Below are 13,102 nucleotides of genomic sequence, written 5' to 3'. Positions count from 1 at the left end.
AATTTTTTATGAGGCTGCATAGAATCCGATCCCCCCTAGCCCCCCTTAATAAGGGGGGGACAAGATTCCGATCAAAGTCCCCCTTTTTAAGGGGGATTTAGGGGGATCGAGATATGTGCAACTTCACATTAAATTGGTATGCAGGGGGCCCAGAAACCGGGTTTTTTACGAAAAGACTTCGTTGCAATCGGCAGATTAGGTAAAAAACCCGGTTTCTTTGTCGGAGTGCGTAAGTCCTGTTTTACTTATTCGGATTTTGTTGACACCAATGGTTCTAATAAATTGCGTTCTTCTATGGGAAGTTCTAGCAAAACTCGTCTGTCGCCCTTGGTTTCCTTATAGCGGACAGCCGCATCCAGCAGGCGGATGGGAATTTTGAATTGTTCTTCGTAGTTGCTGGTTAGTTCTTGCCACAATTCTAACCAAGTGCGTGCGGCTTTGTCGCTTACCATTTCTGACATTAGCGCGGGAATGTTTCGCACAATTCCTTGTCCTAAGATGGAAGAATATTTGTAATTTTTGTAAACGGCTATCAGGCTGGTAATGCGAGTTTGAGATATCGCTAGATCGTGCGTGTTGATGAACAGGTTGCGGATAATTAAATCGGCATCGTCTGCATAAGCTTCATCGCCTGGTTCTAGGCGTTGGAATGCGTCGTCTAAGGCGGCGATGCCTTCATCCCAGCGATTCAATCCGAGAATGGCAATGGCACGGTTGAAGAAAACAGATGAATGTTGAGAACCCAGTTCGATCACTTTATCGCAAGATATTAAAGCTTCTTCATAGCGACCGAGTGTGTCTAGCAACCAGCCTCGGTGAAACCAAGCCGACTGATAATTGGCATCTAGTTCGATCGCCCGATCGTAAGATACTAAGGCTTCATCATAGCGTTTGAGGTTCCTGAGTACAGTGGCTCGATTAGCCCAATCCCACTGATCATTGGCATCTAGTTCGAGGGCGCGATCGTAAGATACTAAGGCTTCATCATAGCGTTCGAGGTTGTAGAGTACATCGCCTCGCTTAGACCAAGCCCACTGATAATTGGCATTTAGTTCGATCGCCTTATCTAAGGATACTAACGCTTCATCATAGCGTTCGAGGTTGTAGAGTACATCGCCTCGCTTAGACCAAGCCCACTGATAATTGGCATTTAGTTCGAGCGCCCGATCGTAAGATACTAAGGCTTCTTCATAGCGTTTGAGGTTGTCGAGTACATCGCCTCGCTTAGACCAAGCCCACTGATAATTGGCATTTAGTTCGAGCGCCCGATCGTAAGATTCTAAAGCTTCTTCATAGCGTTTGAGGTTGTCAAGTACATCACCTCGCCAGCTCCAAGCTAACTTATCATTGGCATCTAGTTCGAGCGCCCGATCGTAAGATACTAAGGCTTCTTCATAGCGTTTGAGGTTCTCGAGTAAAAAGCCTCGAAGTGCCCAAGCCAATTGATAATTGGCATCTAGTTCGATCGCCAGATCGTAAGATTCTAAGGCTTCTTCATAGCGTTTGAGGTTCTCGAGTACATTGCCTCGCATACACCAAAACCACTGATAATTGGCATCTAGTTCGAGCGCCCGATCGTAAGATACTAAGGCTTCATCATAGCGTTTGAGGTTGTCGAGTACATTGCCTCGATTAGCCCAAACCAACTGATAATTGGCATCTAGTTCGAGCGCCCGATCGTAAGATACTAAGGCTTCATCGTAGCGTTCCAGGCTATTTAAACAGCGTCCCTTTTGTACCCAATCCTTTGCCTCGCCGCGACTTATTACCAATTTTTCCGCATATGCTAAAGCAGAAACATAGTCTTTCTGTTCGATACAATTTCCCATTTCATCAAAATAAGCCTTCAGACGCGGGTCTTCCTCATTTCTCTCAATAGCCTCAAGCGCCCGCGTATAATATTCTCGTTCCATGACAGCATCAGGTGGAATCGGTTTCAAACCTTGCCGATACATAAAATGACATTCTTTCTCCGCCAAATCAACATCCGCCATCCTCAATCCCAATCGCTGCTGCAATTCTTGCCGCGTATACCAAACCCGAATAAAATCCACAATTAATCGAATCGGTTGATTTCGCTGCTTCTTTACCTCCAGACAAAAACGCATCAATGGTTCCCGCAATTCATACCACGATTCCCGTCCTATCTCCTCAGTTTTTACATAACCCTTATCTCGCAAATCTTTAAGTTGGCTAGAGACAGTTCGCTGCTCAATAAAACAGCGTTTAGCAATTTGTTTGACTGGTGCGGCACCACCTCGATCGCACAAAAAGTCAACAATCTTCCGCTGCTGATTTGATAGATATTTCATCCGATCCTGATAGTAGGGCGTGAGGCTATCCAGCATTTCCATAAACGGTTCTACCAATTTATCGAGCGATTCAGGAGTCATCAGAAAAGCCGAAAAAACAATATAGACGCGAGGACTGCCACCAGAAAGGTAATGCACAACTTTAATGCGATCGCGCCCTGTTGGACTTTGAATAAAAGATGCTAAATCATTATTTCCTTCTAAGTTGGCAATATGATTTAATAAAGCTACAGCATCATCGAGCTTAAACTCATCTAATTCATGTAAATCAAAAAAATCATAAAAAGGATTATTAGAGTGCTTGACTCCATCAAACAAACTTTGTGATGTTGCCAAAATTGTCAAAAATGAATAATTTTGAATGTACCCCCTCAACTGCTTCTGCCCGAAATTCCCCAAGCCGCTAAACACGTCCTCTAAATTTTCGACAATCAACAACAGCACCCGCTTGCCAACAAAGTCTCTCAGCAATTCTGCGGCCTTAAATTCAGCTTGCTCCGGCGACAAATCATAAAGCTTTTCAACATCATCATATAACTCAGCTTCATATGCAGCCGGATATTCTTTAGCAATTGCCCGGAATATTCCCCGCAATAAATCCAAAAAAGACGCAATCCCCCATTCCTCTTCCTGCAGCCACGCAATCAGCAATTTATCCCGCAAATCTTCCATCTTAACAACGCGATGATAAATCAGGGAAACTAAGTGCGTTTTGCCAATGCCGCGCGGTCCAATTAGCAGTTGAAAATGCTTGTTATCTGTTAGGGCGCTCAACCGAATTAGCTCTACTAAATGTTCTGCCAGTGCGTGACGCTGTACTAAGATAGCTTCCAGGGTTTCTGGTGACATCAAGCTAGGAGTAAATCGAGAGATAAATGTATTTTTCATAATATCTATTGGGTTTAACTGGTTCCCCGGCTGTGCCTGGGAACCGATATAAGCGAGGCTCTGCCTCGTCGGTTGCCCAGGAAAACAGGAGGCAGAGCCTCCGGATCAGCGTCCCCTGGCAGAGCCGGGGAACGAGAAAATGCTTGTTAGACAAAGCTTTTAGGATTTGTACGTCTACTTTACCATAGGTCTTATAAATATACGTTAAATTTGTTGTATATTTTTTGAAGCAGTGTTAGACTGCCCTTAACAAGCAAACAAGCGCCCCTAGCTTTTACTAGAGACGCTTTCGATCGGTTGTTTTTTTCCGAGCGACTGGCTGCCACCAGAAACGCTCGTCAATTTCCCATTTTTACGGTCTTTGTACAGACCAAGGAGTTTCTATGTCTAATGTTAGCACCAACCAAGTCATTCTGGTTTCTACGGCTCCAACTGATGCGGCAACACCGCCTGAAACTGGAGGTTTCATGCCTTTACTGATGTACGGAGGAGTTGCAGTAGCGGTGATTATTGCAATGGCTTACTTTTCCCAAACATTGCTCAACTCGATTACTGAGTTGACCAAAACCCTGAACAAAAAACGCAAATAATCACGCGTTTCCTGGTTCCCCGGCTCTGCCTGGGAACCGAGCTCCAGAGGCTCTGCCTCGCAAGTCTTAGACTCGCGGCAGGCAGAGCCTCCAAATCTACGTCCCCAGGCAGAGCCTGGTAACAAGAAAAAATCAGAAAAATATTCCTTAAGATTTGTTACAATACGTAAAACTTCATACTTTCCCCAACACTGGATGACCTTTTTTAACGCCTCCAAACCCGTAATCCGCAGCAAACAGGAACATCTTGATGTACAAGACCTCGAAGGCTTGTTGCGACTCCACTGGCAAATTGGAAATTTTACTCTTTTCTCAGGATTTTATACCCGGATCGACCAAACTTTTCTGCTGTGGGGTTTGGTGACGGCGGGGATTTTTTTTACGGCTCAGTTTTTCCCCATCAGTTGGACTTTTCAGGCGATTCTGTGGTCAACTTTGACTCTAATTGGCACTGCGGGGATGGCGGTTTTGACTTTGTTTTGGGTAAGAGTCGAGCGAGTTAGCTGGATTCTTTACTCTTGGGCGATTTTGATGATAACTGGTTTGGTTCTGACCGATTGCAGTATTTTTGCCGGTTGGGGAGGTGTGTTGCTGCACCTTTGCGATTTGTGGTTGGGGTTGAGCGCGATCGGCTATTTTTGTACCGGAGTCGGTTTGCGATCGCGCACTTTTGTCCTGATCGGACTAACTCATCTATTTAGCATCCCTCTATTAACTTTTGTTGCACCTTGGCAATATTTAACCACTGGCATAATTATGGCCGGCTGTTTGTTGTTGTTGTCAGAATTGCAGTGGGATATGCGAGGGCCGATCGACAATAGTTTGCTAAGCGAAGAACAGAAACAATTTAACCGGATTCAACAGCAAATGCGGCAAATAACCGCGACACTAGGCAAATAGGTCAAAAATTCAACAAGTGCCTTTCCTTCCCCCCTTAGCAAAAAGCTACGTGGGCAAAAATTGTAAAGAATTCTGTACAACAGCTAACACTTTCCAGAAAATCGCACACAATAGAAATATACAGCATAAATAAAAAACCAACTTTAACCAGAACAGGTGTTTTGCTGTTTTACCTGTGAATCGCCAACCTTAGGAGAACGGTGCCCGGAAGGCGACTGGCTAACAATGCTGTACTTGCGACGATAAAAGTTAACTCCGGTTGAGAGTAGTTGTTAAAACAAAAAAGTGGTGCAGGGTTTTTACCGTTTCCCCTGCTTCGTAGTCTCCGAGGAGAGGCGAAACCCTCTACTAGAACAGCCTAAGGAGATTGGCACAGGTTTTGACAGTTGCTCAGGCGGATTTTTGAGTTCAGTGTTTAAGAAAATTGAGGAAAGGCTCGCCAAGCCGCCTAGCAGGACTTACTATTAAACAAGTCCTGCTTTGTGCTGGGAAATTTAAATAATGTTTTACTCTGACCTGCGTTTTCGCAATATCTCCCTTACTTCCATTAAAATCTGTCCCAACATATTTTTGCCACTGCCATCTTTACCGCAACCCCAATAGTAATCACTAGGGGAATTTTCGACTATTTCCTCATCGCCAGTAGCTAGTAAAATTTCTCTAATTTCGAGATGAGTTTCAAATTTGCGGAGTACGGCTTTTCGCATGATATCATCTTTGACTTCTTCCCAATCTTTGCGAAGGGGACGAGAGCGATCGCGTCCCATTTTTGCGGCATCTTTCGGCGTTTTTGCTTGGCGAATTTTGTCGCAGTCAGCGGTTGCGGGAAACTTTTGTGCTTGAAAATAATGTTCGGTTGTTGCCCAATATTCTCCGTCTAACTCGAATCCGTGAGAGGAAAAATTAGAAAAACAGCCGTATTCGCTGCCAGTGGTGTAGAAGTAGATAGCCATAATATCTTCTATTTCAACCCCCTTAATAATCTTGGTCGATCGTCAGCCTTACCTCTCTTGATTCTCCACTATCTTCAACCGCAAATCAATATTTTCAAGATAGGAACCGATGTAAGACAGCAGGGCGTAGATGAATACGATCACCCCTACCATTTCCAAAATTTCCTCAACAGAAGCCATCAAACCGTATATCAAGTTTCGCTGACCTACCGCATCTGCATAATAGCCGCAAACCATCTCCATGCCAAGTGCTCCACCGACATATATACTGCCTGCCAGTAAAAAGAAATCCCTTGTTTTCCGGGGTAGGTGCAGGAGAAACTTGAGATAAGCCAGCGCAGTAACCCCAACAAAAATCGCCCCCGGAATTACCCAAATGAAGTAAAACAATCCCCCTAAATGCAGTGCCTTTCGCAAGTCGTTAATAATTAATATTTCGTGCAAACTCAAGATTTCATCTAAAGAAAAAAATACAAACATCAACGCCAGCGCTTTCCAGTGCCCAAAATACCGATCGCCCTGCTTCTTCTTAGCACTAGCAATAATACCTAGCAAAATCGCGCAAAACAGCAAAGTAAATGACGAGTACCACGAAGGATAATTTATTTCTCTGTCTAAGTTAAACAAACTAATCCAGCGTTGTTGATAGTTAAAACCGTAGCGCAGAACTTGTACGATGCAACCAGCAACAGCAAAGAAGAGCACCCAAATGCTGAGAGAGAACGCAACTCTCTTCGGCGAAACAGAAATAATGAACTTCATCAAGTTTTTGATAAACTAGAACAAGCAAAATCAAACTATAAAGTAAAAAGTTACAACTCGCAAGAGCGGCGCAATCCGCCCCCTCGGATTTTTATCTACAAAAAATCACCAATCACTGACAATGCACGTTCAAATTGAAACTTTCACTGTCCGCAAGCGGTTTGCCCTTACCATCAGCCGCGGTACAACAGCCCAAAGTACCAATTTATGGGTCAAGCTAGAACACGAAGGCATCGAAGGCTGGGGAGAATCTTCGCCGTTTTCCACAGGTTCTCGGCCCCAAACTACCGAAATTCTGCTAGCCGCATTGCAGGAAGTTGCACCGCTGCTAGAAAAGTTTACTCCGTTCGATCGCCAAAAAATCGAACAAGTATTAACAGAGGTCAACTTACCCTCAGCCGCCCGCGCCGGCATCGACATGGCAATGCACGACTGGCTGGGCAAAAAAGCAGGCTTGCCGCTGTGGAAAATGTGGGGATTAGATCGATCGCGCATCGTCCCCACCTCCGTCACAATCGGCATTAATTCGCCCTCTGGTGCCAGAGAAAGAGTGCGCGATTGGTTTGGTAAAGATGCGACAGATCCAGGAAGCATCAAATACCGCGCCGTTAAGGTTAAATTAGGAAATACCGCAGGAATCGAAGCCGACAAAGCTATGTTAATAGCAGTGCTAGATGAAGCACCAGCTAACCTTAAAATCAGTGTAGATGCTAACGGCGGTTGGAGTTTAAAAGATGCAGCAGAGATGTGTCACTGGCTGGAAAAATACCAGATAAATTATGTCGAACAGCCGCTTTCACCTCTCGCAGATATGGAGGAATTCTCAGAACTGTACCGTCAATCGCCCCTGCCAATTTTTGCTGATGAAAGTTGCTTTAATAGTTCCGATATACCCAAGTTAGCGCCCTGCGTCCACGGCATTAATATCAAAATGATGAAGTCAGGCGGATTGACCGAAGCAATGCGGATGATTCACACAGCAAAAGCCTGCAATTTGCAAGTAATGTTCGGCTGCTATTCCGATAGCGCGATCGCAAATACAGCAGCAGCACAACTTTCACCGCTAGCTGACTATTTGGATTTGGACAGTCACTTAAATTTATTAGACGATCCTTTCACCGGTGCGATCGTTGAAAATGGGTGTTTGCTGCCAAACGGGCGATCGGGATTGGGAGTGCGGCGAATGGACATTGTAGAATAGAAGTATCGCTCAAAACACATCTGGAGATACTATGATGCCAGTGGAATCAATAGGAGAGCAAATTGATAGAGAAGCCAAGCTTTTCTTTGAAGAACACCAGCCACCGACTGATTTAATTTTTGATGATGGTGCAGAAATGGAAAGCAACCGCCACCGTATAGCAATGACCGTTTTAATCCGTTCCCTAGAACAAGGTTTAGCTAACCGGAACGATTTTTTTGTCGGTGGCAATATGTTTATTTATTACAGCGCTAAACAGATTCGGAATCAGGATTTCCGCGGCCCAGATTTTTTCGCTGTGTTGGGTGTTGACAGCAATACTTCCCGACAAGGCTGGGTAGTTTGGGAAGAAAACGGACGTTACCCGGATGTCATTGTGGAACTGCTGTCGCCGTCAACGGCAAATCAGGATACAGGCAAAAAAAAGGATATTTACGAGCAGGTTTTTAGAACTCCTGATTACTTTGTTTTCGATCCTTTCGAGCCTAATTCTTTGCAAGGATGGCGTTTAGATGCCACCCTGCGTTATCAGCCGTTAGTGTCCAACGAGCGGGGTTGGTTGTGGTGCGAAACGTTAGGTTTTTGGTTGGGTACTTGGGAAGGAATTGTCGATCGAGAAACAGCGACTTGGGTGCGTTTTTTCGATGAATCTGGCAATTTAGTTTTGTTGCCGGAGGAAGCCGCTCAACAACAAGCCGAAGCCGCTCAACAACAAGCCGAACAGGAACGCCAGCGAGCCTCGCGACTAGAGGCCAGATTGCGAGAATTGGGAGAAGATCCGAATGATCTTACCCTGAACCCAAACCACAGCTAACACCCAACCGATTTTAGATTTTAGATTTTAGATTGAAGCTAAAATCTAAAATCCGCCTATCAAAAGTAAATCAATGACTAAAAACTATCCGATCAAAAATGGCAAAGTTGCAATCCTGCTGCACGAGGGAATTCTCGGTTCTTCCGGCAAAACAGGTTTAGCATTTTTGCGCTACAGCGAAGCACAAATTGTAGCAGTAATAGACAGCCAATGTGCCGGACAATCTTTACCTGAATTAACTCGCCTTCCTCAACAAGTACCGATAGTTGCTTCCGTTGCAGAAGCACTGCAATTTGCGCCGGATATTCTGCTAATTGGTATCGCTCCTTCCGGCGGTGTTTTGCCTGCAGAATGGCTGCCAGAAATTAATCAAGCGGTAGCAGCAGGTTTGTCAGTTGTCAACGGTTTGCACGCGAAAATTGCACCTTTGATAACAGTTCCGTTAACCGAAAATCAATGGATTTGGGACGTGCGTCAGGAACCGAAATCTGTCGGTGCGATCGCCTCTGCTGCTGCTGCTAAATTAAGCTGCCGCCGCGTGTTAACTGTCGGCACAGATATGAGCGTTGGGAAAATGTCAACCAGTTTAGAACTCAATCGCATTTGCTTACAGCGGGGTTTGCGTTCCAAATTTTTGGCAACCGGTCAAACGGGTTTAATGATCGGAAATGAAGGTATTCCTTTGGATGCAGTGCGAGTTGATTTCGCGGCTGGTGCTGTCGAACAAATGGTGATAAAATTGGGTTCTGAATGCGATATTCTGCACGTAGAAGGGCAAGGTTCGCTATTGCATCCGGGTTCGACGGCGACTCTGCCGCTGCTGCGAGGTTCGCAGCCAACTCACTTAATTTTAGCGCACAGAGCCGGACAAACTAACATTCGCAATCACCCGCACGTATCAATTCCCAGGTTATCAAAAGTGGTCGAACTGTATGAAATGTTAGCCGCTGCTGCGGGTGCTTTTTCTGGGGGAAAAGTGAGCGCGATCGCCCTCAACACTCATCACTTAAATGAGGCAGAAGCGCTGTTAGCAATAGCTGAAGTTCAAGCAGAAACGGGATTGCCTTGTACCGATCCGGTAAGGTTTGGCGCGGAGGTTTTGTGGGAGGCGATCGACAGTTGATATGCTACAATCAACACCAACTAAAAAATAAATACATAAAACTATGACACAAACCTTTCAAGCAAAAACACTGACACTGCGCGATGTCAAAACAAAATTTAACTGCCAACTTGCAGAAGAAAAGCAATTCTTCCGGGAGTGGATTGACGATTTACCAGAAATTACTGATGAAGAAAAGCGATATTTAGACAAAGTAAAGGCTGGCTATGCTAACAGTGCCGATTACCCCATGATAGAAGATACCGTAAAAATGGTGGTACTGGCTCCCTTGCTATTTTTAGCAGATTTATACTTGAATCCCTTTCACATAGAGGCAGAAAAATCGGTGGAACTTGTCACCGTGGATGAAAATATACTTGTCCGGGGAAGTATTGATGTTCTGCTTTTAATTGAATCTTTTTGGGTTGTTGCGATAGAAGCGAAGCGATCGCAATATTCCGTTGAAGCTGGACTTCCCCAGTTACTATTTTATATGCTGAATGACCCCAGTCCAGACAGACCAACTTTTGGGCTTCTGACAAATGGCAGCAACTTCAGATTTATCAAATTGATTAAACAAGACACTCCGCAGTACGCTTTATCTTATGAGTTCGTAATCGATCGCGCTAATGACTTTTACGAAGTATTTCGCATTTTGAAGCGATTATCTGGTATAATTTCTAGTGACAGCAGTTATAGTTAAATACATTATATGGAACTCGACTCGGAAAATAACAATAAATTTACTAAAGCTCATTTTATGGAATCATAATGAATGAAAGTTTTTTTTCGTTGCCGCCACAATGCGCCATCCGCCCGGCCTGTGCTCAAGACATCAAATCAATTAGAATGTTAGTGTGGAGCGCAAAACTCGATCCTACTCAGTTGCGCTGGCAGCAATTCTGGGTGATAGAATGCAGCGGGGATTTGGTAGCTTGCGGACAGTTGCGGAACTTTGCGGGCGCGCAAGAATTGGGCAGTTTGGTGGTGATGAAAGATTGGCGCGATCGAGGTTTGGGCACTTACCTCGCAAAATATTTAATTCAACAAGCTACAGAACCGCTATATTTAGAATGTTTGGGAAAGCGACTCGCATCATTTTATACTCGCTTTGGCTTCAGAGAAGCTGCATGGCAAGAATTGCCGCAGTCGCTTAAATTCAAGTTTGGTTTGTCTCAATTAGCTAAAACTTTATTCAGAATTCCTGTAACAATTATGCAGTATCCAAAAAGTTTTCTATAATTATGAGTTTTATGAATTTAAGATTCTGAATTTATGAATTGATTTTAAGTTCGACCTGTTCGATAATTGCGATTACAGGAGGCGATCGATATCTGCGTGAATCAGCGTCAATCCCTTGTCATCTGCGGTTAAAAAATTCTCTTGTTTAGACCGCAGATGAGGGCAGATAAACACAGATTAACGCAGATGAATTAGATCGAGTCCGGTTGCACGATCCTTGGTTGACTGTTGACTGGATTTTACGCCCGACGATGCTACCGGATTTAATATCAATCTCGATCGCCTATTTTCTATGCCTAAGTAGGTAGGTACAAATCAACATCGCATGGGGAGGGCGGGTGAGTTGCCAAGTTTACTTGCTTATATCATAGATCCGCTTATGGGCCCCTAATGGCGCACTGGGTGTCAGAAACCGGGTTTTTAGAGGTTTGGTGCGTAAGTTACGGACTAGATATTTATGGATATTCCGGATTGGGCGATCGAGAGTGCGTAAGTTCAGAATTCACCGTTCGCGGTAGTCCAGTTGGCTAAATTGGCACAGCTACAAGCGCGATCAGTAGGCAAAAACCTTTGCAAAATCGTTGCTGGCAGGTAGAAAAGTGTCCTGTGCCAGTACCATACTCGGAAAGTGGACTGGCGATCGCCCCAAAGATATTCGACTCCTGGCAAATTAGTAAGTGTAAAGCAAGTGAGTCACAACCCAATCAAAAAACTAAACCAAAAAATTCCACCCAAAAATAAAACATTTTCACAGCAGCAGTAATGCGGAATCAGACAATCTCTAATGTAGCTAACCACATCTACCCGTGAGGCAAATCCCACCAACTGCTCAACCATGAAATCCTTAATTCAATACCTCGGAATTACTGGATTTATACTCCCCGCAACCGCTTCTCAAATCCCTTCAACCTTTCAAAAATTCTTTGCCTTTTATCCTGATAGAACGAGGGAAGGCAAGAACAATGAAATATCAGGACAATAAATCAATCTTAACCGAGGAAATGCAGCCTCTCAAATAGCATAAACAGACAATTACACATCCATATATTTTAGCACAACAGGAGTAAATATCATGTTCAACGTAGTAAAAGCTTTCGGCTCGATTTTCTCCACCCAAGGATACAGCACAGCTAACAATATGCTAATCAGAAATTACGTCAACACCAATTTTAACTACTTCAACGAAGAAGCTGTCGTGGATGAATCGATTTACCCGAATCAAACAGGTCGCGTCCGCTTCCAAGGTAGCTGGTGGCCCGCACGGTGCGATCGCCAAATTACCCTCACACCGGGAGACACGGTTTATGTCATTGGCGTTGACAACATCACTCTGTTAGTTTCTCTCGCTCCCGCAGACTAAATCAGAGCATGAACGACCTGCTAATCAATCCCAACCAGGAAATGCTACTTTTCAAAGAGCATAAATAGGCGATTAAACTTCGATATATATTAACACAAAAGGAGTCAGTAAAATGTTCAACGTAGTAAAAGCTTTCGGTTCTATTTTTTCTCCTCACACCTACAGCACAGAAAAGAATATCTTAATGGATAACTACATCAACACCAATTTTAACTATTTCAACGAAGAAGCAGTCGTGGATGAATCGATTTACCCGAATCAAACAGGTCGCGTCCGCTTCCAAGGTAGCTGGTGGCCCGCACGGTGCGATCGCCAAATCACACTCACACCGGGAGACACGGTTTATGTCATCGGCGTTGACAACATCACTCTGTTAGTTTCCCTCGCTCCAGCAGACTAAACTAGAAAGTAATCTCAACTTTTTCACTGTCAGAACCCCGACTTATTCAAGAAGTCGGGGTTCTGACTATTCTGTTTTTTAGTGGCAATTTGGCGATCGCTTCCACTCCACACCTGACGCAAGACAGCAATATCTGCCTCTGTTTATTTGCCAGTAGAAATATGGCAGATCGCGCTACAATAAAATGGCATTTTTGAGAGCTTGTTTGTTGAGGCGATCGCGGAGTTGAGATTCGCTAGTTTCTCGGGTGACTGCTGCTTTTTCTGATGCCTTAGCCGGCGGTAGTGGTTCGAGCAGTTGGGCTTGAGCTTGCTGAATTGAAGGGTAATTTTCAGCCCAGGATGAAATCGCTTGTGAAAGGACATCGATCTCATCGGATAAGGGTTCAATTAGCTGGGCTAGTTCGGTTAATTGTTCGGCACCGAAGAGCGATCGCTGCCAGGGTAAACGCATCTAAATTAATTTGACAAACACCTAAATTTGTGCATTACTAAATAACTAAAAAAAACTTTTAAAAATCATTAACTTTAACCACATTTAAGCAAATTAAATCAGAACCTTAAGATTTTCTAAACTTC

Annotated in this window: 13 protein-coding genes; 9 read left to right on the top strand and 4 right to left on the bottom strand. The window is 44.2% G+C overall.

Going from position 1 to position 13,102, the window contains the following annotated elements; translation table 11 throughout:
* Positions 1 to 245: 245 nt before the first annotated feature.
* Positions 246 to 3,200: a tetratricopeptide repeat protein gene (locus tag ACUVJL_RS39265; protein ID WP_445250761.1), complete on the bottom strand. Its 2,955-nt coding sequence runs from the start codon at positions 3,198 to 3,200 to the stop codon at positions 246 to 248.
* 383 nt (positions 3,201 to 3,583) lie between these two features.
* On the opposite strand from ACUVJL_RS39265, the gene ACUVJL_RS39260 reads away from it, so the two are divergent.
* Positions 3,584 to 3,790, top strand: coding sequence for a hypothetical protein (locus ACUVJL_RS39260; protein ID WP_445250760.1), 207 nt, complete (start codon positions 3,584 to 3,586; stop codon positions 3,788 to 3,790).
* A 195-nt stretch (positions 3,791 to 3,985) separates the two neighbouring features.
* Positions 3,986 to 4,690: a hypothetical protein gene (locus ACUVJL_RS39255; protein WP_445250759.1), complete on the top strand. Its 705-nt coding sequence runs from the start codon at positions 3,986 to 3,988 to the stop codon at positions 4,688 to 4,690.
* 506 nt (positions 4,691 to 5,196) lie between these two features.
* Here ACUVJL_RS39255 and ACUVJL_RS39250 read toward each other — a convergent pair.
* Both ACUVJL_RS39250 and ACUVJL_RS39245 read right to left on the bottom strand, forming a co-directional pair.
* The gene (locus ACUVJL_RS39250; protein ID WP_445250758.1) at positions 5,197 to 5,643 is read right to left on the bottom strand and encodes an NADAR family protein; all 447 of its coding nucleotides are present in this window, start codon (positions 5,641 to 5,643) and stop codon (positions 5,197 to 5,199) included.
* 48 nt (positions 5,644 to 5,691) lie between these two features.
* The gene (locus ACUVJL_RS39245; RefSeq protein WP_445250757.1) at positions 5,692 to 6,405 is read right to left on the bottom strand and encodes a hypothetical protein; all 714 of its coding nucleotides are present in this window, start codon (positions 6,403 to 6,405) and stop codon (positions 5,692 to 5,694) included.
* 121 nt (positions 6,406 to 6,526) lie between these two features.
* On the opposite strand from ACUVJL_RS39245, the gene ACUVJL_RS39240 reads away from it, so the two are divergent.
* The 7 genes from ACUVJL_RS39240 (at position 6,527) to ACUVJL_RS39210 (ending at position 12,524) form a co-directional block, all read left to right on the top strand.
* On the top strand, positions 6,527 to 7,606 hold the full coding sequence (locus ACUVJL_RS39240; RefSeq protein ID WP_445250756.1) for a dipeptide epimerase: 1,080 nt from the start codon (positions 6,527 to 6,529) through the stop codon (positions 7,604 to 7,606).
* Positions 7,607 to 7,637: 31 nt separating this feature from the next.
* Entirely contained in the window at positions 7,638 to 8,420 is a 783-nt protein-coding gene (locus ACUVJL_RS39235) for a Uma2 family endonuclease (RefSeq protein ID WP_445250755.1), read from the top strand.
* Between the two features lie 73 nt (positions 8,421 to 8,493).
* Positions 8,494 to 9,543 carry a DUF1611 domain-containing protein gene (locus ACUVJL_RS39230; RefSeq protein ID WP_445250754.1) on the top strand — a complete coding sequence of 350 codons (1,050 nt, stop codon included), beginning with the start codon at positions 8,494 to 8,496 and terminating at the stop codon, positions 9,541 to 9,543.
* Positions 9,544 to 9,586: 43 nt separating this feature from the next.
* Positions 9,587 to 10,225 carry a type I restriction endonuclease gene (locus tag ACUVJL_RS39225; protein ID WP_445250753.1) on the top strand — a complete coding sequence of 213 codons (639 nt, stop codon included), beginning with the start codon at positions 9,587 to 9,589 and terminating at the stop codon, positions 10,223 to 10,225.
* A 68-nt stretch (positions 10,226 to 10,293) separates the two neighbouring features.
* Entirely contained in the window at positions 10,294 to 10,764 is a 471-nt protein-coding gene (locus tag ACUVJL_RS39220) for a GNAT family N-acetyltransferase (RefSeq protein ID WP_445250752.1), read from the top strand.
* Positions 10,765 to 11,836: 1,072 nt separating this feature from the next.
* Positions 11,837 to 12,124 carry an NfeD family protein gene (locus ACUVJL_RS39215; protein ID WP_333128351.1) on the top strand — a complete coding sequence of 96 codons (288 nt, stop codon included), beginning with the start codon at positions 11,837 to 11,839 and terminating at the stop codon, positions 12,122 to 12,124.
* Between the two features lie 112 nt (positions 12,125 to 12,236).
* The gene (locus ACUVJL_RS39210; protein ID WP_333295931.1) at positions 12,237 to 12,524 is read left to right on the top strand and encodes an NfeD family protein; all 288 of its coding nucleotides are present in this window, start codon (positions 12,237 to 12,239) and stop codon (positions 12,522 to 12,524) included.
* Between the two features lie 174 nt (positions 12,525 to 12,698).
* Here the strand turns inward: ACUVJL_RS39210 and ACUVJL_RS39205 are convergent, their stop codons facing one another.
* Positions 12,699 to 12,977: a hypothetical protein gene (locus tag ACUVJL_RS39205; RefSeq protein ID WP_445250751.1), complete on the bottom strand. Its 279-nt coding sequence runs from the start codon at positions 12,975 to 12,977 to the stop codon at positions 12,699 to 12,701.
* Positions 12,978 to 13,102 lie beyond the last annotated feature (125 nt).

The organism is Microcoleus sp. OTE_8_concoct_300, from assembly GCF_031383065.1.
GTDB lineage: Bacteria > Cyanobacteriota > Cyanobacteriia > Cyanobacteriales > Microcoleaceae > Microcoleus.
The sequence above is the reverse complement of the archived record's forward strand: the minus strand, read 5'-3'. Positions and strand labels throughout refer to the sequence as shown.